Source organism: Pseudomonas sp. MWU16-30317 (assembly GCF_020515695.1).
In the GTDB taxonomy this organism is placed as follows: domain Bacteria; phylum Pseudomonadota; class Gammaproteobacteria; order Pseudomonadales; family Pseudomonadaceae; genus Aquipseudomonas.
This window is the reverse complement of sequence record NZ_JAIWJA010000005.1, coordinates 427,206-450,255: the sequence shown is the minus strand read 5'-3', so window position 1 is coordinate 450,255 and position 23,050 is coordinate 427,206. Positions and strand designations below refer to the sequence as shown.

18 protein-coding genes are annotated in these 23,050 nt (G+C 52.1%); 13 read left to right on the top strand and 5 right to left on the bottom strand.

The window, feature by feature from the left end:
- Positions 1 to 20: 20 nt before the first annotated feature.
- Together LIX93_RS17265 and LIX93_RS17260 are read right to left on the bottom strand one after the other, a co-directional pair.
- Positions 21 to 1,028, bottom strand: coding sequence for a glycosyltransferase family 4 protein (locus LIX93_RS17265; RefSeq protein WP_226505338.1), 1,008 nt, complete (start codon positions 1,026 to 1,028; stop codon positions 21 to 23).
- Positions 1,029 to 1,157: 129 nt separating this feature from the next.
- A complete protein-coding gene (locus LIX93_RS17260; RefSeq protein WP_346015226.1) occupies positions 1,158 to 2,117 on the bottom strand; it encodes an SDR family oxidoreductase in 960 nt (319 codons plus the stop codon).
- A gap of 718 nt (positions 2,118 to 2,835) precedes the next feature.
- On the opposite strand from LIX93_RS17260, the gene LIX93_RS17255 reads away from it, so the two are divergent.
- The 13 genes from LIX93_RS17255 to LIX93_RS17190 all read left to right on the top strand — a co-directional run bounded on the left by LIX93_RS17255 (position 2,836) and on the right by LIX93_RS17190 (position 18,728).
- On the top strand, positions 2,836 to 3,837 hold the full coding sequence (locus LIX93_RS17255; RefSeq protein WP_226505261.1) for a GDP-L-fucose synthase: 1,002 nt from the start codon (positions 2,836 to 2,838) through the stop codon (positions 3,835 to 3,837).
- 56 nt (positions 3,838 to 3,893) lie between these two features.
- Positions 3,894 to 5,837: a glycosyltransferase family 1 protein gene (locus LIX93_RS17250; RefSeq protein WP_226505260.1), complete on the top strand. Its 1,944-nt coding sequence runs from the start codon at positions 3,894 to 3,896 to the stop codon at positions 5,835 to 5,837.
- Positions 5,834 to 6,664, top strand: coding sequence for an ABC transporter permease (locus LIX93_RS17245; protein WP_226505259.1), 831 nt, complete (start codon positions 5,834 to 5,836; stop codon positions 6,662 to 6,664). The genes LIX93_RS17250 and LIX93_RS17245 overlap by 4 nt, the downstream gene beginning before the upstream one ends.
- On the top strand, positions 6,654 to 7,997 hold the full coding sequence (locus LIX93_RS17240) for an ABC transporter ATP-binding protein (protein WP_226505258.1): 1,344 nt from the start codon (positions 6,654 to 6,656) through the stop codon (positions 7,995 to 7,997). The genes LIX93_RS17245 and LIX93_RS17240 overlap by 11 nt, the downstream gene beginning before the upstream one ends.
- Positions 7,990 to 9,000, top strand: a complete 1,011-nt coding sequence (locus LIX93_RS17235; RefSeq protein WP_226505257.1) for an FkbM family methyltransferase — start codon at positions 7,990 to 7,992, stop codon at positions 8,998 to 9,000. Before LIX93_RS17240 ends, LIX93_RS17235 begins: the two co-directional genes overlap by 8 nt.
- A 39-nt stretch (positions 9,001 to 9,039) precedes the next feature.
- Entirely contained in the window at positions 9,040 to 10,017 is a 978-nt protein-coding gene (gene galE / locus LIX93_RS17230) for a UDP-glucose 4-epimerase GalE (protein WP_226505256.1), read from the top strand.
- Positions 10,018 to 10,068: 51 nt separating this feature from the next.
- A complete protein-coding gene (locus LIX93_RS17225) occupies positions 10,069 to 11,049 on the top strand; it encodes a glycosyltransferase family 2 protein (RefSeq protein WP_226505255.1) in 981 nt (326 codons plus the stop codon).
- Positions 11,042 to 11,770, top strand: a complete 729-nt coding sequence (locus tag LIX93_RS17220; protein WP_226505254.1) for a class I SAM-dependent methyltransferase — start codon at positions 11,042 to 11,044, stop codon at positions 11,768 to 11,770. Before LIX93_RS17225 ends, LIX93_RS17220 begins: the two co-directional genes overlap by 8 nt.
- Positions 11,771 to 12,176: 406 nt before the next feature.
- Entirely contained in the window at positions 12,177 to 14,615 is a 2,439-nt protein-coding gene (locus LIX93_RS17210) for a hypothetical protein (RefSeq protein WP_226505252.1), read from the top strand.
- A gap of 216 nt (positions 14,616 to 14,831) precedes the next feature.
- Complete coding sequence (gene gmd, locus LIX93_RS17205; RefSeq protein ID WP_226505251.1) at positions 14,832 to 15,917, top strand: GDP-mannose 4,6-dehydratase; 1,086 nt, start codon at positions 14,832 to 14,834, stop codon at positions 15,915 to 15,917.
- A gap of 7 nt (positions 15,918 to 15,924) precedes the next feature.
- Complete coding sequence (locus LIX93_RS17200; protein WP_226505250.1) at positions 15,925 to 16,863, top strand: GDP-L-fucose synthase; 939 nt, start codon at positions 15,925 to 15,927, stop codon at positions 16,861 to 16,863.
- The gene (locus tag LIX93_RS17195; RefSeq protein ID WP_226505249.1) at positions 16,860 to 17,603 is read left to right on the top strand and encodes a glycosyltransferase family 2 protein; all 744 of its coding nucleotides are present in this window, start codon (positions 16,860 to 16,862) and stop codon (positions 17,601 to 17,603) included. The genes LIX93_RS17200 and LIX93_RS17195 overlap by 4 nt, the downstream gene beginning before the upstream one ends.
- Positions 17,604 to 17,615: 12 nt before the next feature.
- Complete coding sequence (locus tag LIX93_RS17190) at positions 17,616 to 18,728, top strand: glycosyltransferase family 4 protein (protein WP_226505248.1); 1,113 nt, start codon at positions 17,616 to 17,618, stop codon at positions 18,726 to 18,728.
- 46 nt (positions 18,729 to 18,774) lie between these two features.
- Here the strand turns inward: LIX93_RS17190 and LIX93_RS17185 are convergent, their stop codons facing one another.
- The 3 genes from LIX93_RS17185 to LIX93_RS17175 all read right to left on the bottom strand — a co-directional run bounded on the left by LIX93_RS17185 (position 18,775) and on the right by LIX93_RS17175 (position 23,005).
- A complete protein-coding gene (locus LIX93_RS17185; RefSeq protein ID WP_226505247.1) occupies positions 18,775 to 20,223 on the bottom strand; it encodes a mannose-1-phosphate guanylyltransferase/mannose-6-phosphate isomerase in 1,449 nt (482 codons plus the stop codon).
- Between the two features lie 225 nt (positions 20,224 to 20,448).
- The gene (gene rfbD, locus LIX93_RS17180; RefSeq protein ID WP_226505337.1) at positions 20,449 to 21,339 is read right to left on the bottom strand and encodes a dTDP-4-dehydrorhamnose reductase; all 891 of its coding nucleotides are present in this window, start codon (positions 21,337 to 21,339) and stop codon (positions 20,449 to 20,451) included.
- 289 nt (positions 21,340 to 21,628) lie between these two features.
- The gene (locus LIX93_RS17175) at positions 21,629 to 23,005 is read right to left on the bottom strand and encodes a phosphomannomutase (RefSeq protein ID WP_226505246.1); all 1,377 of its coding nucleotides are present in this window, start codon (positions 23,003 to 23,005) and stop codon (positions 21,629 to 21,631) included.
- Positions 23,006 to 23,050 lie beyond the last annotated feature (45 nt).

Genomic DNA, 23,050 nt, shown 5'->3' with positions numbered 1-23,050 from the left:
TTCATAAATTGACTCAGTTTTCAGAGTCTCTCCAACTCCCCAGAATGATACTTAATAGCCATCAGTAGCAAAGGACCATAAGCTAGGGCCAATCCGCCGATTCCTGGAAGCCACTTCATCACCACGCAGATCGCCAGGGGAACCAGCCAAACCATATTGATAACCGCCACCGCCAGTATGACCGTCCGGTGGCTGCCGAACTTCCGCGACGCGTATTGGTATCCATGACTACGGTGAGCTTCATAAACTCGATCCCCACGCACCAGACGGCGGATTAGTGTAAATGTCGCATCGACGATAAACACGCCTAATAAAATGAGCCAGGAGCAGAAAAACTCTGGTGCCTGGCTAGCACCTTGCAGTGACAGGATCCCAAGCACGATGCCGAGGAAACCGCTGCCTGCGTCTCCCATGAATATTTTCGCGGGAGGGAAGTTCCACATGAGAAATCCAACAACAACCGCAGCCAAGAACAGGGGGACGATGGCAAGTGAGGATTGGCCACTGATGCCATACAGCGAGCATGCTCCAAGACAAACCGATATGGCCTCTATGCTAGCAATGCCGTCGATGCCGTCCATAAAGTTGTACAAATTGAGTAGCCATACTAGGTACAGAACGGCAAGAACATGCCCGGCCCACCCCATTGAAAATGTAAGTCCGAAAAGCTTAATGGGCGGCATCCCGCCGAGCCAGATCAGCGCCCAGATAGCCGCAGCAAAATGCCCAAGCAATCTCCACCGCGCCGGGATATGACCATGGTCGTCGAGGAATCCAATGGCGGCGATCAAGGCACCTGCCCCGCAGCACCCAACAAAGAAGGAAGTGTTCAGCAGCCCCATGGAATAGAACATCGCTGCCCCCAACAAAAACGTCAGCACTATTGCGACACCACCTCCCCGAGGCGTAGGCACGGAGTGAGAGCTACGCTCATTGGGTATATCCATGACACTGCGCTTCAGCGCATATTGCCGAACCAAGCCTGTCAGCCCCCAGGAAAGCAACGCGCCCATCACCACCAATATCATCACTTCATATCTTCCAAAATACTCGATACACGTCGCAGGTCCTGAAGTCGCGCGGATTACGGCGCCCCGGTCACCCAAAGAGACGCATCGCGGATCCTCGACGAATCAGAAAGGACTGTTTAAATCCGGTCAACTCTGAAATTTCTTGTAAAAAGACGCCGTTTGCTGGAGTGCCTCATCGACCGGAATAGGCGGCACCCAACCTAACAGCAGCTTGTTCTTGGTAATGTCAACCTGTAGAGATCCTGCCAATCGTTCAAGTTGCGGAGTCTTTCCAAAAAGCTTGGCAATTCTTCCGAGAATATCGGCGGGGAAGCGGAACAGCCGCGGCGTCACTGATAACGACCGAGCGGTGCGGCGCAGCAAATCGCTCGTGGAAAGATCCTCGCCATCGCTAACCAGAAAGATTTGATTGGCTGCACCTGGATGCACCGCGCAAAGCCTTATGAAATCCACCAAGTTTCCAACCGCGACCAGACTACGGAGATTCTTGATACTGCCGAGCGGCAGCGGAATACCCCGGTCAAGCCAGCGCATCATGCTCAGGAAGTTAGCTTTTACGCCTGGACCGTAGACAAGCACCGGACGAATGATCACGACCTCCATAGCTGAGCGGGATGCCAGCCTGAGTAGCCTGGTCTCCGCCTCGGCTTTGGACACTGCATACGCATCCATGGGCGCGGGAGGGTCGTCTGCGGTAAACATCCGATCTGGGGTTGTCCCTTCACCGTTAACTTTGATCGAGCTCAGGAAAATGAAGCGCTTTACGCCTGCCGCCGCTGCTTGCTCGGCTAGCCTTATTGTTCCGGCAACGTTGATTTCGAAATACTGGTCTTTGTCGTCCTGGGCACGCGGATCCATGACGTGTACCCGAGCCGCAGTGTGAACCACTACATTCACGCCTGGCAGCAGCTGGGACCAATCCGTTCGGGCATCTATTGATGGGACCCGCACATAGGAGATTCTTTCGGATGGATTGATCGGGGGGGTGCGAACACAGGCTTTTAGAGCAACGCAGTCGGAGTTGGCGAAGGATTCGAGCAATGTGGCACCGACGAAACCGGTGCCTCCAGTAACCAAAATAGACATGACCATTATCCCCTGCCTACGAAGCCTACACGAGCAGCAAGTTAAAATTAACGCTTCGGTCCGTGAACATCTACAGATCTCGAGTGCGGCGCACAATAACGCGAGCGATACGCGCGTACAAGTTTGGGATCTGAAAACGGCCACAATTCCCTGAGGGCTATATGCTTGGGGCAATGAGCCGCTAGCCGGGAACGGCCCAAATTTAGGGGGGCCGAAACGACCCAACCGGCTTGGACGCTGTCACTATTGGATTAGCCGTGACACCATATAGCCACCACAATGAAATAATTAGAGACAGTTGTGCCACCTTTTGGCGGCGCTGCTAGGCCGCTAATTGACTGAAAATTGAAAAAATTCAATCGGATGTGGCCTTACGGGTGGACGAACCGCTTTGAAGCCAGTTATTTTGTCCGCACAACGCCTGCACAGGGGACTTGAATGACTACTGCGCAGCACCTGAAGCCTACTTAGGCAGAGCTGGATGCCACGACCGCCCCAGCCTCTCGATCTACGCTTGCGTAAGGGTGTAATGTGAGGACTATCAGCCCGATTTGATTTGTTCCACTTGATGCTTAGGGCGGTCCATGGGTATAAGCGCTGCGTAGGGATGCCGGACGCGACAGCTGGCGTTCGATGGGCGTACCGCGCTATCCGCTGACAGATACCCGCCGTAGGTGAAGGTGAACCGCGAAGCTTTCTGAATATTTAGGATGGACAAATGCCGTTAACAACCGCCATGGCACCAGAGCAAGGTTCCGCACCGAGCCTCGCAGGCAAGAAGGTCTGGATCACCGGCCACCGAGGGATGCTGGGATCAGCCGTCGTTCGACTATTCGAGGGTGAGGATGTCCAACTGCTCCTGACGTCCAGGCAGGAGTTGGATCTGACCGACCAAGCGGCGGTTTACGATTGGATGGACAAGAATCGTCCAGACTACATTTTTCATGTGGGCGCCAAAGTAGGCGGTATTCACGCAAACTCAACACTCCCCGCATCTTTTATATACGACAACTTGATGATTCAAACGAATGTCATATCTGGCGCCCATAAAATAGGCGTGAAAAAGTTACTATTTGTAGCCACCAATTGCACCTACCCTAAAAATGCCGAGCAACCGATTGCCGAAGAGGCGCTCCTCAGCGGCCCTCTAGACGAAAGCGTTCGCGCCTATGCAGTCAGCAAGATTGCCGGCATCGAAATGTGCAGAGCTTATCGAAAACAGTATGGATGCGATTTTGTTTCGGTGATTCCGCCGAATCTCTATGGCCCAGGCGATAACTATCACTCGCAGCACAGCCACGTCGTTGCTGGCATCATTCGCCGGACGCACGAAGCAAAAATTCAAAAAAAGAGTGAATTCATTGTGTGGGGTGACGGAACGCCGCGTCGTGAACTACTTCATGTAGATGACTTGGCTGAGGCGCTGAAGTGCGTGATGCTTGCTTCCACTACTCATGACCTATACAACATTGGCTGCAACCACGACTTAGCAATTGCAGATCTCGCTGAAATGATCGCTGAAGTTGTTGGCTTTCGTGGGCAGATTGTATATGACAAGAACAAACCAAACGGTACGATGCGCAAGCTGCTGGACAGCAGCAAGATCAAAAAGCTTGGCTGGCGCCCTCGGGTTGCGGAAATGGCTGGATTGAAAGGCGCCTATGAAGATTTCCTGAGTCTGCTGGAGGCGCCGGCGCCCGGTGCGCGCATTGATCTCTAATTCTGGCATTGGGTTACTTCCGTCTTTTTTCAACGTCGATTTCCGGGTACAGCGCAATGAGTATTAAATTTTCCCTGCCTGAGGGCGTCCTTGGCCGGTTCGGGATCGTAAAGCTGTGGCCAGGAATTAAAACGGCAGAAGATGAATGCATAGCGCGATTGAAAATCGCTGCCGCTGCGATCGGTGTGGAATGTCTCGAGATAAATGCAGATGGCACATTTATATCCGCGCCTGATACGAAGGTCAACAAGCAGAATGTCGACTTCGTCATCCATCTCCATTACGACACACCTAAACTCTATGACGCATTCTCTTTCGTTGCACTATGGAACCCGCTTAAGTTTTATCATGAGTGGGGTTACCAACGCTGCTCTAGGAACCTCACTACTCATGATGATTTTATCAGCTGCAGCTCATCGGCAGCTGACGACCACGTGTCGAGGATGATTCGAGGGTCGACCACCCATTTACCTGCGCGCTACAAGCTGTATCACTCCACCCCCGGTATTGTTCATGGGCCTTCACTGGGGGACGGAAAGCTTTTCTATGCGGGCATCAATTGGGAGGCCATCGTCAGCAGTCGCCAATCCCGCCAGCAAGAAGTTCTGAAGCGGCTCGACCCCACTGGCCTCTTGAAAATCTACGGTCCTACTATTTTCCAAGGTGTCCGCGTATGGGAGGGATACCAAAGCTACATGCGCGAGATTCCCTTTGATGGTTTTTCCATGATCGATGAAATTGCGACCGCAGGTGCAGCCCTCGTGCTGTCCTCGCAAGCGCATCGAGACTCGGAGCTGATGTCCAACCGTCTGTTTGAAACTATTGCTGCGGGCACGCTTGTCATTTGCGATGAAAACCCGTTCGCCCGCCGCTTTTTCGGCGACTCATTGCTTTACATCGACAGTCGCTCGTCCATGGAGCAGATCTACTGCGATATCACGGCTCATCTGCGCTGGATTGAAGACAATCCCCAGCAGGCACTTGAGAAAATCACGAAAGCCCAATGTATATTCAACGAACAATATACGTTGATCGGTAGCCTCAGCGATCTATACTCAGGACTCACCGAGCGAAAATCGCAACTGGCCAAGCGACACCTTCCTTCCCCAGAGCAGATGCATGTTACCCTTAACTTGCTACTGCTGGAGTTCAGTACGGAGGCGTTAGAGCGGCAGGTCCAGAGTGCCAGCCTGCAAGACTATTCGAATGTCACCACTACCCTGGTGATTGACAGCCACGACGCGGAACGATTTCGCTCTGAGATTGAGGCACGCATTGCACGTGCGCCAATCGAGATCAGGTTGAGGGAAGTAGACACCTATAAGTATGGTATCCATCCTGAAATAAAAGCCAGACGCCGGCTGGGCGAAATCCTGTCTGAACTCGTGGCTGAGTCGGTGAATGCTGACGGCTTGATTTTTGTGGCGCCCAATGAAGAGTTGCTGTCAAATCATGTGAGTACTCTGGCAGGCGCATTGCTGAACGACCCGGCGGTGAACTGCGCCGCTACGGCAGTCATCATGTCCGATGGCTATTCCCCAATTCACACCGTTCAAGAACTTATCGACTTCGGCCATGTAGATGAAGCCGGCCCGCCTGGCTTCGCGCGTTTTATATACCGGACCAAGACTTTACCCAACGATATCTCCATTGCCCTACCCTACCTGGACGGCAGACCGCAAGCGGTGCTCTTGGTCGGCGAAATCAAACACCTGCTGCCTGCCACTGTAATTCTAGATCTACGGCAAGCCTTTCCTGAGCGAACCTGGGATGCTGGTTTCGAGACTGAAGTCATCAAAGCCTTCAACCCGCAAGCCCTCACTATCAGTGCAGGCTTTTACCTAGCCAATACGCCAGCTCCGGTCGTGGCTCAACCACGGGCAATTAAAGTTGTACGCTTGATGATGAACAAGGCTTGGGTCAAGGCGCAGATACAGGCGATAAGAACACACGGGCTATCAGCACGCCTTGATGTATTGAAAAGGAAACTGCGCCAATGAACCCCCATGCTCCAGCGCCAGTTTCCCTGCGCTCGCTGCTGCGAAGCATGTGGGTTCATCGCCATCTCATCAGCCAGATGACGAAGCGGGAGGTAATTGGGCGGTACAAAGGGTCGGTAATGGGGATCCTTTGGTCCTTCGCGAGCCCGATCCTGCTTTTGGTAATTTATACGCTGGTTTTCTCGGTGGTCTTCAAGGCGCGGTGGGGAACTGGCGAGCCTGGCAGTAAAAGCGAGTTCGCGATTTTGCTGTTCACTGGCATGATTATCCATAGTCTGTTTGCAGAGACTTTAATGCGAGCTCCATCACTCATCCTGCAAAACGTGAGTTACGTCAAAAAGGTCGTGTTTCCACTTGAAATCCTGCCCGTCGTTGCGATGGGCACATCCTTTTTTCACGCCGTAGTCAGCGCTGGTGTCTTGCTGGCAGCGCAGTTCATTGTGAACGGCGCGGTCCCGTGGACGGCAATCTTCCTGCCGGCAATTGTTGCCCCGTTGATCGTGCTTTCCCTGGGCATTGCCTGGATACTCGCGTCGTTGGGCGTTTATCTCAGAGATGTTGCGCACCCCATCGGGTTGCTGATGACCCTTCTACTATTTGCATCACCGGTGTTCTATCCAATCTCGGCGCTACCACCAGACTTCCAGTCATGGTTGATGCTCAATCCGCTGACCTTTATCATCGAGCAGGCTCGCGGTATTCTGATCTATGGCTCACTTCCAGACCTAAGAGGACTGCTGGTTTACTCTTGCATTGCCATTAGTTTCGCGTGGGTAGGGTATTGCTGGTTTCAGAAAACCAGGAAGGGGTTCGCCAATGTCCTCTGAAGAATTGGCCATTCGCGTAGAGGGTGTATCGAAGCGATTTGAAATATTCAGTCACCCGCGAGATCAGCTTAAGCAATTCATCCTGCCGAAGATTTATCGAAAGCTAGGAATGCCTCACCACGACTATTTCAAGGAATTTTGGGCTCTGCGGGAGATCTTCCTAGAGGTCCGCAAAGGCGAATCCTGCGGTATCGTGGGTTTGAACGGCAGTGGCAAAAGTACTCTGCTGCAGATAATTACCGGTACTCTGACGCCGACACAAGGTACGGTGACAGTCAACGGCCGAGTGGCGGCGTTACTCGAGCTGGGATCTGGATTCAATCCCGAGTTTAGCGGGCGCGAGAACGTCTACATGAACGGAGCGCTGCTTGGTTTCAGCCGCCAGCAGGTGGAAGACAAGATTCCGGATATCGAGGTGTTTGCCGACATTGGCGAGCATTTTGATCAAGCGCTTTCTTCGTATTCCAGCGGTATGCAGATGCGAGTAGCGTTTGCGGTATCCACGGCATTCGAGCCCGACATACTCATTATCGATGAAGCGTTGGCCGTGGGCGATGCATATTTTCAGCAAAAGTGCTTCCAGCGGCTTGAAAGCTTTCGTGAGCGGGGAGGAACGCTGCTATTCGTCTCTCACGATGCCAATACTGTAAAGCACATCTGCAACAAGGCGCTGTTGTTGAGCCACGGCAAAACGATCAGCTTCGGTGCGCCAAGGGACGTCATCGATCTCTATCAGGGATTGGTCGCCAAAAAAACCGATATGAGCACGAATGAAATATCCATCGATCAAGCCACCGCGCTGACGCCGACAATCTTGACCGCTGATGAACACCCCAAGGCCTGGACCAAGGCTACCACTACTACTACGAACGGTGACGCGGAACTCATAGATTTCTGCCTTCTAGACTCAAGTCACACTCCAGTCACCCATCTAGAAAGCGAAACGTCGCTTACCGTGCGATTCCGGATACGCCTGAACAAGAATTTCGAGCGGCCTGCATATGGTCTGATCGTCCGTGATCGGCTTGGCAGGTCTATCTTCGAGACGAGCACCTTTGCTCTTGGCATGGAAGACCAACCGCAGTTGATGGGCGCGCAGGTCCAGGTAAGCTTTCGGTTCAACATCAATTTGAAGGCTGGGCAGTATTCCTTTTCAGTAGGTGTGGCCAACAAGGGCTTCGCCCGGAGCGAATTTGAAGAGTACAGCCTGCTGATGCACGATGTAGAACAGCTTCAGGTAACCGAATCACCCGATGCTGCGTTCTTCGGAGGTATATTCAATATGTACCCTGTCGTATCAGTCGATCTATTGGAAAAGAGACAAAATGCCTGACCTCGATGCCCTATCTCAACAATTGACCGAGACCCTGGCAGTAGTCAGAGACTTAGCCGAGCGGCAGCTCCATTTTGAGCAGATCTTAGGGGCCAAGTCCCTGAGCGCTAAGGATTTGGTACAACTGAACCCTATGCTACAGCGCAATTTTATCGAGAACGGTGGTGCGCTACAGCAAAAGATGATGATCCAGATGTGGGACGCGCGCCGGGAAACTGTTCTGGGGCATGGTGACTTCTGCGTTTCTGGGTTCCGAGCGTTCTCGCAAAACGATGAAGACGGTGTTCTGCTGCGACTCTTTGCCCATATCGGGTACACCAATCGCTACGTGATGGAAATTGGGAGCAACTGCAGTGACTCCCTCATCGGCATCCCCGAAAATCTGTCGACTAACCTCATGATTAACCATGGATGGCACGGCGCAATATTTGAGATGGACGCGGTCGAATGCAGCAGGATGCGTTACTTCTTCGCGCGAGCGGCGACTACACGGCATTATCATTGGGTAACCGATGGTAAGGCCGAGTATTACTCGCCCTTGATAGTTGAGCAGGCAGTCACGCCTGACAATATCGATGGGTTGCTCAAAGCTACTAATATGGGCAACGAACCGGACTTACTCATCATTGATATTGACGGTGGCGACTATGCCGTCATGGAACGTATGACCGCCATGAATCCGCGGGTGATAGTGGTAGAGTTCGAGAAGCGCTTTCGCGACATCCATAGCGTCGTTCAGCGCAATCGGGAAGATTTCAGCGCCAAATGGCAGCAGTCCGGCGCTGCGAGCCTAACTGCTTGGGTCAAGCTCTTGAACGCTCGCGGTTATACTTTATGTACCGTAGGCAGCTGCTGTTTTAACGCTTTTTTCGTTCGCAATGATGTTGCCCAAGGCAGACTCCACGAGATGCGCCCCGAACAGGCCTTCGTAGAACATCCGGTCTTTTCCGCCATGGTGCCAGAATTCTGGCTGACGCCGGACGAGACCTGGGAAGCAGTCTAAGCAAACGTAAGCAACGGAAGCGCAGACGGGAGAATTTGAGTGCAAGCCAAGGTATTAGTCGTAGGAGGCGCGGGGTACATCGGCAGCCACATGGTTCGGATGCTCTGTGAGAGTGGAGTCCCTGCCCTTGTGCTTGATGACATGAGCGCTGGACACTCGGATGCAGTAGACGGCGCGGAGCTACTCATAGGTGATATGGGTGATAGCGCCCTGCTAGATCGCGTATTTGCCGAGTATCAGATTGACGCTGTCATGCATTTTGCGTCCTTTATCCAGGTAGGTGAGTCGGTGAAGCATCCGGCCAAGTACTTCGATAACAATATCGGCAAGACAATAACTTTGCTAAATAGCATGGCGAGAAATAACGTCCGGCAGTTCATATTTTCGTCTACTGCTGCGATTTTCGGGGATCCCGAGACGTCGAGCGTTAATGAATCTCACCCTAAAAACCCCATCAATCCATATGGCAAGTCAAAACTAATTGTTGAGGAGCTGCTCGCGGACTATGAGCAAGCCTACGGCCTGCGCAGCGTATGTTTGCGATATTTTAATGCGGCAGGAGCACACCCGGACGGTACCTTGGGCGAGCGTCACTGTCCAGAGACGCACCTGATCCCTCTTGCGATTCAGGCAGCGCTCGGCGCGAACGTAGCACTCACCGTATACGGCGCAGACTATCCGACTCAAGACGGGACATGCGTACGCGACTATATCCATGTATGTGATATCGCCGCAGCCCATCTACGTGCGTTGGAGCATCTACGCGATGGAGGCTCGTCGCTAAAGCTAAATTTGGGCAACGGTGCAGGTTATAGCGTCAAGGAAATTATAGATAGCGTTGGTAGACTGAGCGGTCACCTAGTTCCTCATAACATCAGCAGCCGTCGAACTGGAGATCCTGCGGTCTTAGTTGCCGACTCTCAAGAGGCAAGAGGGACCTTGAGATGGACACCGCAATTCAGCAGTCTGGACGACATTATCGGTCATGCCCTGAATTACTACAAGTTGCATCAGTAATGTCGAGAGCATATATCAGGACAATCTAGCTTTGAACTATGGAGGGCTGACATGACAGCAATAAGATTATCGGTTGTAGTGCCTTGTTACAACGAAGAGGAAGGGCTGAAAGAACTACACCAGCGTGTCACCGCCGTATGCCGGGAAACGATGGGCTTCGATTACGAGCTTGTGCTAATCAATGATGGATCCAAGGACAGCACTTGGCAGCAGATGTGCGAGCTGAGCACGCTGGATCCTAACATTGTGGCGATTAATCTCTCTCGCAACCATGGTCATCAACTGGCATTATCTGCCGGCCTGCAGATGTGCCGCGGCGAGCGAGTGTTCGTCCTGGACGCTGATCTGCAGGATCCGCCAGAATTACTTCCGAAAATGATGGAGAAAATGGACCAAGGCTGCGAAGTGGTTTTCGGTCAGCGCATAAAGCGCGAGGGCGAAACCGCCTTCAAGAAGGCATCAGCCCATTTTTTCTACCGACTGCTGGATCGTCTGGTCGATATCGACATCCCCACCGACACAGGGGATTTCCGCTTGATGAGTCGACGGGCCGTCGAGCTGCTGAACAGCATGCCCGAGCATCATCGTTTTATCCGCGGCATGGTCAGCTGGATCGGCCTCCGTCAAGAAGCACTACCGTACGAACGCGCAGCCAGGTTTGCTGGAGAGACCAAATATCCGCTGTCGAAGATGATAAAGTTCGCTATTGACGCAATTACCGGATTTTCAGTACGGCCTTTGCGGATGGCTTCTTATTTTGGTATCGGCTTTGGTGTGGCGACGTTGGGATTATTGCTGTACGTATTGATTCATTACTTTACTGGTAACAGTGTAGATGGATGGACCTCCCTCGCAGTTATCATGCTGGCCTTGGGTAGTATTCAACTATTTGTCGCTGGCGTGATGGGCGAATACATGGGGAGATTATATATGGAGGCAAAGGGCCGCCCATTATTTATAATTCAAGAGGTTTATACCTCTCCTGCGACAGCCTCATCCTCTCAGCACGTCGAGACCGCGGCCAATGAATAATTTGCCCAACGAAGAAAATCAGACCAAATTAAAGGCTGAGTTTGACCTACTGGCGGATGAATACCATGATCAGCACAAGTCGAATATCGCAATCACCGGTGAAGACCCAGAATTTTTCTCAGAATACAAAATTGCGGACGTGGCCCATCTGGTCAGTCAGAAACAGCTTCCGAGCGCCAATATATTTGACTTCGGCAGCGGCATTGGCAACTCCCTTCCTCATTTCCGAAAACATTTTCCGAATAGCTTAATTACTTGTGGGGATGTGTCAGAAAGAAGTATCGAGATAGCTAAAACCCGGTTTCCGGGGGGCGAGGACTATGTCTATATCTCCGATAGTATTCCACTCCCTAGTGATAGCCAAGACATCGTCTTCACCGCCTGTGTATTTCATCACATCCCTCACGATGAGCATAAGCATTGGCTTGAGGAACTCCGCCGAATCACCCGGCCCGGCGGATTGCTGATTATCTTTGAACACAACCCGTACAATCCGCTGACCGTCCGCGCCGTCAATACCTGCCCGCTGGATGTCAACGCTAAGCTCATAACTGCGACTACAATGTCCGATAGGTTGTTAGGCGCCATGTGGGATAAATGCACCGTGGAATATAAGCTGTTCTTCCCGTCCGCGCTAAGGAAGCTCAGGCCGCTTGAGAAAAGCCTCACCTGGTTACCCTTGGGGGCTCAATACAGGCTGGCGGCATTGAAAGCAGTATGAGCCACACATATATACAAGTATTTAAATTCCTGTCAGTTGGGTGCATAAATACCATGATTGGCTTGGTGGCGATCTATGGACTCATGTACTGGGCAGACATCTCACCTCTAGCCGCTAACGCTTTAGGATATGCTATAGGCATGATCGTCAGCTACACCCTAAACAAACTATGGACATTTCAAAACACCACCTCACACTCAAGCTCCCTACCCAGATATATTATATGCGCGGCGGTGTGCTACGGGGCAAATTTCTTAGCTGTTGGATTACTTATACATATATTCGACAATAATAATTATACCGCACAATTAGGAGGTGTCGTTACCTACACTGTGCTTATGTTCATAGGCTGCCGAATTTTTGTGTTCCGAATCCTCCCCACTAAACACTGCACGCAAGAGAACAATTGAACATGGTACTCGGTCGGCGCACACAGAATCTAGCAGTGGCAGCATTATTACTCATTATCCCACTGACCATATCTTACTATGCACTGGGGCTTAACAATTTCAGTCTAAGCGCCCCCTTCTACTATGGTAATGGTGACGACATATGGCAACTGACTTTAACGAAGGTTTTAAAAGATACAGGGTGGGTGCTTTGGAATCCATACTTGGGCGCTCCGGAGATAGCCAGTTGGCACCATAACTCTGCCGCGCAAACTAGCGCACTGCATTCCGTAATAATGCTCGCGATGAGCCCTTTTTTTCACAGCGCCATAGCACTACAACAAACTTACTACCTGCTTAACTTTCCGCTAATCTGTACAGTCACCTATCTATGTGCTCGCCAGATGGGCATACTTAAGTTACCGGCAATATGTGCGAGTTTGCTTTTCGCCTTTTGCACATACAGATTTTATTTTCTAATATACTCTTTTCTACCTAATTACTTCACGGTTCCACTAGGCCTGCTTATCACAATATGGGTACTGCAAGGAAAATTCTCCAATCTGCCCCAGCCCCATCTATCGACCAGCTCTAGCGGTAAAACCTTTAGCCAGCCTGGCCTTCTTATTATAAGCATGTGCTTGGCAGTAATAATTGGGATAAGTGATGGATATTATGCTTTTTTTACCCTGCTATTGCTTGGATTTGCTGCTGCGATCCGGTTCGCTGGAGGTGATTGGCGCACTCCGAGACTTCTAATTCCAGCGGTCACACTTATTGTTACTCTCGCCGCCTCTTCATTAGCCATCCAAGCTCCACTTTACCTCTACAAGCGCTCGCATCATAGCGAGTTTTATCTCAATGGCGTGCTCGATCCAGTGCTTACCAAGCAACCATTTGAGGCGGAAGTCTATAGCACAAGCCTCAAACTCTTGACTAGTCCGATTCCCCAGCATCATATTGACGCTCTAGCCGCTGCGGGAAAATTTATCTATAAAACCAACTCGGATGCTCGTCGGTTCCCAGCAGCACAAACAGTGCCACTTGGTACTATAGGTAGCGCGCTATTATTATTCGCAATTTTGATCATCATCATCCCGAATCTCCGCAGGCGTATAGCATTATGGTGCCCTCAAAACGCCCTCGGCGCTGAATCGATCTCATTGACCGATGCGTTACTGGCTACTATTGTATTTGTCTTCCTCACTTGTATAGCAGGGGGGCTAGGTACAATTATCGCTCTTTTTTTTCCGACAATTCGAGCATACGATCGTTTCGCAATTTTCCTTGAGCTAGCGCTACTATTGCTTGGATCACATCTAGCCTCGCTGCTATTGAATATCGTCTCCCGCGGCAAGAAAATAGTTATCACGGCGTTGATTATTGGTCTAACGGGCTTTGGACTATATGATCAGATACCTAGCACCTCCGCGTACAAGCCACCCGAAGCCCTACCAACTTACAATAGTGAAGCCAGCTTTGTGCAAAGCTTGGAGATGGCGGTCCCCAGAGGTTCGATGATATACCAATACCCATACTCGAATTATCTCAGAAATAGCAAGTATTATGGATGGGGATCATTTTCTCAGGTTCGACTTTATATCTTCTCAAAAGATTTACACTGGAGTAATGGTGGAGCAAAAAATAGCCCAGGCGACGATTGGAACTATCGCATCTCTCAATTGCCATTTGACGAACAGATAGCAGAATTAACTGCGCTCGATTTCAAAGCCATCGTAATTGATCGGACGGTAGTCAAAGACAAGGAGTACGATCCGTTAGCACAATACCTCTCCAGTCATGGAATGACTGTGAATTATGATCCAGCGGCCCGCCTCTCCTACGCGCTATTGAAGCCGAGCTCTCTGCATATTAAATATCAGCCGGACTATAGATCGCTGGCGAGTATAACAATCGATAAGCCGATCGACCTGGAGGACGTTGTCCTACCGAGCTTGATAAATAGAAAGAAATTCCTAGCTTATATTACCGAAATCCATAGTTACCCAGTGACAGCTACCAATGCGAATCAGCCTGACTTATTTATAGACAGCGAAACGCTGACGAAAGGCAATGGCGACCGAGCGATAGTACCGATCGATACCCTGCAAGCCACACTAACGTGCAAAAAATCCGATGTTGGTCAGAGTGTCATCCAGTTGAATCTCGCCAACAGTGGCCCGTTCAATTTGAGTTTGGCACAAGGGTCGTTCCCATTGAACATCGGAGTACATGTGGTCAACGAGAGCGGAGAGGCTGTCCTCTGGGACAACGGGGCAAGAATATCTGCACCGATGCTGATCAGAAGTGGCGAAGCGGGGACAATGACATTCAGTCTCAATACTTTCCCGGACCTTGCGAAGGCTATCGAAACATCCGGAAACTCATTGAAGTTCGAGCTAGTTCAGGACGCCAGCTCCTGGTTTCCGACCGTGAGCTGCAAGGTTTTGCCATGAAAGAAATCGGAACCATGACACGCTCAGGTGCAGGATGAATTTCCGCGCGCTTGTAGCGGCCTCTGCGCATTGAGAAATAGAGGCGGTTGAGGCAGTATAGAGACAGGCAATGCCGCGAGGATGCGGTGAAAAAACTGATGGCACATTGGGGTGTATTGTTTTCAAATCCACTCATGTGAAAACCAAACTGTTGAACGACGAAGTCAAGAGAAGCATATGAAAAAAGTTGCCCTAATCACTGGAGTTACTGGACAAGACGGATCCTATTTGGCCGAGCTGCTTCTCGACAAAGGATACGAGGTACACGGTATCAAGCGCCGAGCTTCATCTTTCAATACCGATCGTATCGACCACCTGTATCAGGATCCGCACGAATCCGACCGCCGATTGGTACTGCATTATGGCGATATGACTGATTCCACTGGGCTGATCCGTGTCATCCAACAGATTCAGCCCGATGAGATTTACAACCTCGCTGCGCAGTCGCACGTTGCCGTATCGTTCGAGGAGCCAGAGTACACTGCTAACTCGGACGCCTTGGGCGCGCTGAGGGTCTTGGAGGCAATACGGATTCTGGGACTGGAGAAGAAGACTCGCTTCTACCAGGCTTCAACTTCTGAGCTGTATGGCCTGGTCCAAGAAACCCCTCAGAAGGAGACCACACCCTTCTATCCTCGTTCGCCCTACGCTGTCGCCAAGCTCTACGCCTATTGGATCACCGTCAACTACCGTGAAGCCTATGGCATCTATGCCTGTAATGGCATTCTCTTCAATCATGAGAGTCCCGTTCGCGGCGAGACCTTTGTGACTCGCAAAATCACTCGCGCCATTGCCCGGATCAAGCTTGGTCTGCAGGACTGTCTCTATCTCGGTAACCTTGACGCGCTGCGCGACTGGGGCCATGCCAAGGATTACGTGGAAATGCAGTGGCTGATGCTGCAACAAGAAAAACCGGATGACTTCGTCATTGCTACCGGGAAGCAATACAGCGTTCGTGACTTCGTCAACGCAGCCGCCTCCCACGCTGGCATCGTCATTACCTGGAAAGGCGAAGGTGTTGAGGAAAAGGGCTACGATGCCAGCGGCAAATGCGTAGTTGCCGTCGACCCTCGCTACTTCCGTCCTACCGAGGTGGAGACATTGCTTGGTGATCCGACCAAAGCGCGAGAGAAGCTGGGATGGACGCCCAAGATCACCTTCGAGGAACTCGTCACTGAGATGATGACCGAAGATTTGAAGTCAGCGGGCCGTGACGAGCTGGTCAAAAAGCATGGCTACTCCGTATACGATTACCACGAGTAATATCTAGGTGGATAAGAGCACCAAAATCTATATCGCTGGCCACGCCGGAATGGCGGGCTCCGCGATCCAGCGGCGGCTTGCCGCCGCCGGGTTCACCAACTTCATTACTCGTACGCGCGCGGAGCTGGATCTAACGAACCAAGCCGCTGTGGATGAGTTTTTCGCAGCCGAAACGCCTGAGGTCGTCTACCTTGCCGCAGGTAAGGTTGGAGGTATCAAGGCTAATAACAATTTCAGAGCTGAGTTCATCTACGAGAATTTGATGATCGAAGCAAATGTAATCCACAGCGCGTGGAAGCATGGAGTTCAGCGTCTGTTGTTTTTGGGTTCAAGCTGTATCTACCCGCGCGATTGCGCGCAGCCGATCCGTGAAGATTATCTGCTGAGCGGCCCCCTTGAGCAGACGAATGAGCCTTATGCAGTGGCCAAGATTCTGGGGGTCAAGCTCTGCGAGAGCTATTACCGTCAATATGGCGCCCAGTTTATATCTGTCATGCCGTCCAATCTCTATGGGCCTAACGATAGTTATGATCTTGAAAATTGCCACGTTTTGCCAGCGCTGATCCGCAAGGCACATGAGGCAAAAGTGGGTGGAACGCCCGAATTGATCGTGTGGGGATCCGGTAATCCACGACGCGAGTTCCTGTATGTCGAAGATATGGCCGACGCCTGTGTTCATCTGATGGATTCCGATATAGATCACGGGCTTTACAACGTAGGAATGGGCGACGACTTGCCGATCCGCGAACTGGCCGAACTCGTCATGGACGTAGTGGGTTATGATGGCAAAATCGTTTATGAGCAAAATCAGCCAGACGGCACTCCTAGAAAACTGCTGAACATCGATCGCTTGAAAAGCCTTGGCTGGTTAGCAAAAACTCAATTGCGGGATGGGATCGTTCTTACCTATCAAGACTTTCTCAGCCGTTTGGATCGCCATTCATGAACCAACCCTTAGTAACTATCGCGGTGCCTTCCTATAATCAAGGGCGCTTCCTGGATGCAGCTCTGACCTCAATTTTTGCGCAGGACGTCCCTGTTGAAGTCTTTGTGCTGGATGGTGGATCGACAGATAATTCGGTTCAAGTCATCGAAAAATGGGCTCACAGGCTCGCGGCATGGCGTAGTCATCGGGATGACGGCCAGGCTGCTGCCATTAATGAAGGCATCGCCAACGGAACGGCACCCTATGTATGCTGGCTGAACAGCGACGATTGGTTCGAGCCTAATGGCCTGAAAACCCTGCTGGAGGCCATCGAGAAAGCATCGGAAGCCCCTGCTGTGTACGGCAAGTGCTGGAACATCATAGAAAAAAGTGGTCAGCGTAGGTCTGTCTGGGTGGAGGCGTTCAGTGAAAGACGTTTATCTGTTCGCTGCATCATTTCGCAACCCGCATCGTTGATTCGACGCTCGGCTTGGCAAGCTATAGGTGGCGTCGATGGATCGCTTCACATGGCGATGGACTATGATCTTTGGTGGCGGTTATACAAATCGGCTGGCCCGCTTGTGCACATCGATGAATTTGTGGCCGTCAACCGCGAGCACGAAGCGACGAAGACCAAAACCCTACGCAGAAGGCACTACTCAGAGGCAATGGCCGTAGTACGTAAGTATAATGGCAGCGTCCCGCTAAAATGGTGGCTATTTCAACCTTACGCGGTGTGGTTTAAATCCATTTTCCCTTAGTAGGCACCAGGAATGCGTGTTCTCCATTTTTTCAAAACGGCGCTACCAGATACCATGGGTGGCGTAGAACAGGTCATCCATCAAGTATGTCATGCGTCGCGAAATTATGGTGTCGAGAGCCACGTGCTAGTCTTGTCGCCCGATCCAATACCAGAAATAGTGGATATGGGCACGTACAAGGTCCATCGAGTCCAGGAAAACTTCAATATCGCGTCTACCGGGTTTTCTTTCCAGGCATTTTCAAAATTCAAGGACTTAGCTGCCGATAGTGATATCGTTAATTTTCACTTCCCATGGCCTTTCATGGATATGATTCATTTCGCCAGCCGCCATAATAAACCGTCCGTCGTCTCCTACCATTCGGACATCGTCAATCAGAAAAATCTGCTGAAGCTGTATCGCCCGCTCCAGAATAAATTCCTGCAAAGCGCGAACCATATCATTACGTCTTCACCCAATTACCTGGCGTCCAGCGAAGTACTGATCCAGTTCAAGGATAAAACCAGCATCATCCCGATCGGTGTGGATAGAGCTACTTATCCAGTAGCCTCACCAGCATTGCTTGCGAAATGGGAAAGGGCCGTAGGTGGGCCGTTCTTCCTCTTCATTGGCGTGCTCAGATACTATAAGGGCCTGCACACCCTTCTCGATGCGCTGGAGCATACCGGCTACCCGCTGGTTATCGTGGGCAGTGGTCCCAAGGAGCAGGAGCTAAAGGCACAAGCTCAGCGCTTGCAGCTTAAACATGTCCACTTCCTAGGGCGGGTGTCGGACAACGATAAGGTGGCGCTACTACAGCTCTCTACAGCAGTAGTATTCCCGTCTCACCTGCGCTCCGAAGCGTTCGGGATCACGCTGATAGAGGGCGCCATGTACGGCAAACCGTTGATTTCCTGCGAGATCGGAACCGGTACTACCTTTATCAACATTGCAAACGAGACGGGATTAGTCGTTCCACCAGAGGATCCTATGGCGCTCAGAGAGGCGTTAAGGTACCTATGGGAGAACCCTGACGCAGCCTCGGTGATGGGCGCCAAGTCTTTTGCCCGCTTCAATAAATTGTTTACGGGCGAAAAAATGGTAGAAGCCTATATGGGAGTCTACCGCAAGCTATACAGAGATTGATCTAAGCAGCCTGGCCCGAATTAGATCCGGGCCGTATCCCCCGCGCTCACTTGGCTGCATCCACCCTGCCGTAGTTGTCCTCGAACCTTACGATATCGTCTTCCCCCAGATAATCGCCGCTTTGTACCTCTATCAGCACCAGGTCAATCACGCCAGGATTACGCAGCCGGTGCTTATGCCCCGCTCGGATAAATGTCGATTCGTTGGAGTTCAACATCAGCTCATCTTGATCGTTTACGACCACTGCCATTCCACTGACAACGATCCAATGCTCGCTGCGATGGTAATGCATCTGCAAGGAGAGAGACGCACCCGGCTTGACGACAATGCGCTTGATCTTGAATCGGTCACCATTCTCCAGAGTGGTATAAGTACCCCATGGACGGTGCACTGTTCTGTGGATCTGGTGCAGTGTATGGCCGGAGCTCTTGAGCTGCGCGACGATATGCTTCACATCCTGTGCGTGATCCTTATGAGCGATCAGGATTGCGTCGTCAGTATCGACTACCAATAGATCCTCGACGCCCACCAAGGCGGTCAGCCGGTTCTCGCTGTTGACGTAGTTGTTGCGAGCATTGTGAGAAATCACCTCACCTTCGAAACGGTTACCGTTTGGATCTTCCTCGGTAAGGTGACTGACAGCACTCCAAGAGCCGATGTCGCTCCAACCAATGTCACAGGGGACAACTGCTACCTTTTGCGAGCGCTCCATGACCGCGTAATCAACGGAAATGTCCGGGACGTCAGCGAAGCTGACCGGATCCACGGTAAGGCAGCTGTAGTCGGTGGCCGAAGCCATGCGAGACTTAGCAACAGATGCGGTTACCGCTGCCAAGATGTCCGGGGCATGGGCTTGGAGCTCTTCGAGAATGGTGGCAACTTGAAAGCAGAACATTCCCGAGCTCCAGAAATAATTCCCGGCTGCGACATAGGATTGGGCCATCTCAGCGTCGGGCTTTTCGACATATCGAAGCACCTTCAACCCGCCGTCTAGACGGCCGCTCATGCTAGCTTCGATGTAGCCGAATCCGGTCTCCGGGTAGTCAGGCTTGATTCCGAAGGTCACCAACCAACCTTGGCTGGAAAGATACACGGCATGATCAACCGCCTCTGCAAATGCTGTCTCGTTCCGAATAAGGTGGTCTGCGGACAAGACCAGCATATGGGCTTGCGGCCCGAACTTGTCCTTGAGCTGGAGCGCAGCCAGCGCAACCGCCGCCGTAGTATTTCGGCCAAATGGCTCCAGGATGTAGCCTTGGGCGTGTTTGAACGTATTGACCGCCCGATATTGATCTTCAGTCTTGAAAAGATGTTCGCGGTTGGTAACGGTCAAGACTTCTTTGACATGACGCAGCTTTGCCGCGCGCAAGAACGTCTTCTGAATCAGATTCTGACCGTCAGGCAGGGTCATGAACGGCTTGGGATGTGCCTCACGCGAAACGGGCCACAGACGGCTTCCCACACCGCCAGACAAAATTACAGGGATCACATCCATATACATGAATCCTTAAAACTGAATAATTGCAAACTGGAATTGCGTAGGCGCCATGTCGTTGCACACGCCCAAAATCAAATCCGTCCGTCCGTTAGCCTTTGTCAAAAAATTGCCACAGCCCCAAGACTCATACTGTGCGTTCATGTCGCAAATCGGCCAGCGAGGATAACGGAGCAAATAACTGGGGCCGCGTCGATCACCCGATGCTCCCATCGCCAAACCTTGTTACTGAATCAAAATCTCGGCCAGCATTCTAGATACGCCTTCCTCCCATTGTGGAATATGGAGGGCAAAAGCTTTCTGAAGCTTACCCGTATCCAATCTCGAGTTAAGCGGTCTGACGGCTGCAGTCGGGTAATCCATAGATGGTATACCCTGGACATCCTTAACCGCTAAATCTACTCCGTGCTGCCGCGCGCAATCAATTACAAAGCGGGCGTACAGGTACCACGAGGTCTCTCCTGCCGCGCTGAGATGATACACCCCTCCAAGGGAGAAATTGGTCAAGACCCTTGCGATGGCATGAGCTGAGACATCCGCGAGAAGCTCCGCCCCAGTGGGCGCCCCAATCTGATCCTCGATAATACTCAAATTTTCGCGAGCCTTTGCCAGCCCAAGCATTGCTTTGGCAAAGTTGCTTCCGCGCGCACTGTACACCCAGCTCGTCCGGAAAATTAGATGACTACAGCCCGCAGCGATGATTGCACGCTCACCTTCAAGTTTGGTGACACCATAGAAATTGCACGGCGCCGTTTGAGCATCCTCACGCCAAGGCAAATCACCACTACCGTCAAAGACGTAATCGGTCGAATAGTGCACGACCAAAGCACCAAGCTTTGTGGCCTCTTCGGCGATGACTTGGGGGGCGTAGGCATTGATGAGCATGGCGCTGTCTCGATCAGTCTCTGCCTTATCGACAGCCGTGTAGGCCGCGGCATTGACGATCACCTGCGGGCGTAGGATGCTGATCGTGGTGCGGATGCCATCCAGATCAGCAAGATCACCGCAATGGTCGGTGTTATGGCGATCAAGAGCGATCACTTCACCTAGCGGGGCCAAAGAGCGTTCGAGCTCCCAGCCGACTTGGCCATTTTTGCCAAAAATCAGGATCTTCATACTGCGCAGCGATTCTTCAAGAATTGGATAAAACGTCATCAGCTGTCAGCACTTAATGACTATCAGGCGAACGAGCATACACCAAGCTCGCCGAGAATCGCCCCCGAATCTATCGGCAGGGGAAGACCTAGGTGGATGCTCAGAAATGCGAACTGAGCAATGGGAGGATATCTGCCAAGGAACGCGGTAAAAGCCGTCAAAAACCCGCTCCTACCGCGCTGAATTACGAATTTCGATGCTATATGACAAGGTCTGAATTTTCGTTACAAACTTTTTCAAATTATCAATTTCAGTGACTCGCCGCCTCCCCACCAATCAACCCCTCGATCTCCTTCACCTTCGCAGCCACCAGCGCCTCATCCCCACGACTCTCCACATTCAGTCGCAGCAACGGCTCCGTATTCGACCCTCGCAAGCTGAACCGCCACTCCCCGAATTCCACACTGATACCATCCGTGCGATCCACATGCGGCTGCTGAGCCGTGTAATGCGCCAGAATCTTCTCGATCGATCCTTTAACATCCTCCACCTTGTAGTTGATCTCCCCACTGCACGGGAACGCCTCGATCCGCTCATCCACCAGCTGTGCCAGGGATTTCCCAGTAACGCTCATCAACTCCGTCACCAGCAACCACGGGATGTTGCCACTGTCGCAGTAGGCGAAATCGCGGAAGTAGTGATGCGCGCTCATCTCACCGCCATACACGGCGTCTTCCAGGCGCATGCGCTCTTTGATGAAGGCGTGGCCGGTCTTGCTCTGAATGGCCACACCGCCGGCCGCTTCGACCTGTTCGATGGTGTTCCAGGTCAGGCGTGGGTCGTGGATGATCTTGCTGCCGGGGTGCTTCTTGAGCAGCATCTCGGCCAGCAGGCCGACCAGGTAGTAGCCTTCGATGAAGCGGCCTTTGCCGTCGAAGAAAAAGCAGCGGTCGAAGTCACCATCCCATGCGATACCCAAGTCGGCGCCGTTCTCGAGGAGGGCGTTGCGGGTCAGTTCACGGTTTTCTGGCAGCAGCGGGTTGGGGACACCGTTGGGGAAGTTGCCGTCGGGTTCGCCATTGATGACGATCAGTTCCAGTGGCAATTTTTTGCGCAGTAACTCGAGGGTCGGGCCGACGGCGCCGTTACCGGGGTCGGCCAGGACTTTGAGCGGCTTGAGGGATTTGACGTCGATGTAGGTGAGCAGGTGCTCGATGTAGGCAGTCTTGTCGAAGGCTTCGATAACCTTGCCGGGCGCGGCAGCCTTATCGGCGAAGTCGCCGGCTTCAACGCGAACGCGGATGGCTTCCAGGCCGGTGTCGCCGCTTATCGGCTTGGAGTGCTCGCGCACCAGTTTCATGCCGTTGTAGCCTTTGGGATTATGGCTGGCGGTGATCATGATGCCGCCGTCGGCCTTGAGATGGCTGGTGCCGAAGTAGACTTCTTCGGTGCCGCACAGGCCTAGGTCCAAGACGTCGGCGCCGGCTTCGGTAAGGCCCTTGATGAGGGCAGCGGCGAGGCCTGGGCTTTCTAGGCGCATGTCGCGGCCGACGACGTAGGATTTGCCGTGCAGCTCTGAGACCAGTGCACGACCAATGCGGTAGGCGATGTCGTCGTTAAGATCGGCCGGGACCTGGCCGCGGATGTCGTAGGCCTTGAAGCAACGGGTCTGGATAGGAGAATTCATGGCGTTCACTCGCTCTGGTGGCCGAAAGTGCTGGTGTGGGCATCC

Excerpts from the sequence above, each read along its gene's own strand:
- LIX93_RS17265 (WP_226505338.1), bottom strand. The coding sequence starts at position 1,028 with ATGATATTGGTGGTGATGGGCGCGTTGCTTTCCTGGGGGCTGACAGGC.
- LIX93_RS17260 (WP_346015226.1), bottom strand. The coding sequence starts at position 2,117 with ATGTCTATTTTGGTTACTGGAGGCACCGGTTTCGTCGGTGCCACATTG.
- LIX93_RS17255 (WP_226505261.1), top strand. The coding sequence starts at position 2,836 with ATGCCGTTAACAACCGCCATGGCACCAGAGCAAGGTTCCGCACCGAGC.
- LIX93_RS17250 (WP_226505260.1), top strand. The coding sequence starts at position 3,894 with ATGAGTATTAAATTTTCCCTGCCTGAGGGCGTCCTTGGCCGGTTCGGG.
- LIX93_RS17245 (WP_226505259.1), top strand. The coding sequence starts at position 5,834 with ATGAACCCCCATGCTCCAGCGCCAGTTTCCCTGCGCTCGCTGCTGCGA.
- LIX93_RS17240 (WP_226505258.1), top strand. The coding sequence starts at position 6,654 with ATGTCCTCTGAAGAATTGGCCATTCGCGTAGAGGGTGTATCGAAGCGA.
- LIX93_RS17235 (WP_226505257.1), top strand. The coding sequence starts at position 7,990 with ATGCCTGACCTCGATGCCCTATCTCAACAATTGACCGAGACCCTGGCA.
- LIX93_RS17225 (WP_226505255.1), top strand. The coding sequence starts at position 10,069 with ATGACAGCAATAAGATTATCGGTTGTAGTGCCTTGTTACAACGAAGAG.
- LIX93_RS17220 (WP_226505254.1), top strand. The coding sequence starts at position 11,042 with ATGAATAATTTGCCCAACGAAGAAAATCAGACCAAATTAAAGGCTGAG.
- gmd (WP_226505251.1), top strand. The coding sequence starts at position 14,832 with ATGAAAAAAGTTGCCCTAATCACTGGAGTTACTGGACAAGACGGATCC.
- LIX93_RS17195 (WP_226505249.1), top strand. The coding sequence starts at position 16,860 with ATGAACCAACCCTTAGTAACTATCGCGGTGCCTTCCTATAATCAAGGG.
- LIX93_RS17190 (WP_226505248.1), top strand. The coding sequence starts at position 17,616 with ATGCGTGTTCTCCATTTTTTCAAAACGGCGCTACCAGATACCATGGGT.
- LIX93_RS17185 (WP_226505247.1), bottom strand. The coding sequence starts at position 20,223 with ATGGATGTGATCCCTGTAATTTTGTCTGGCGGTGTGGGAAGCCGTCTG.
- rfbD (WP_226505337.1), bottom strand. The coding sequence starts at position 21,339 with ATGAAGATCCTGATTTTTGGCAAAAATGGCCAAGTCGGCTGGGAGCTC.
- LIX93_RS17175 (WP_226505246.1), bottom strand. The coding sequence starts at position 23,005 with ATGAATTCTCCTATCCAGACCCGTTGCTTCAAGGCCTACGACATCCGC.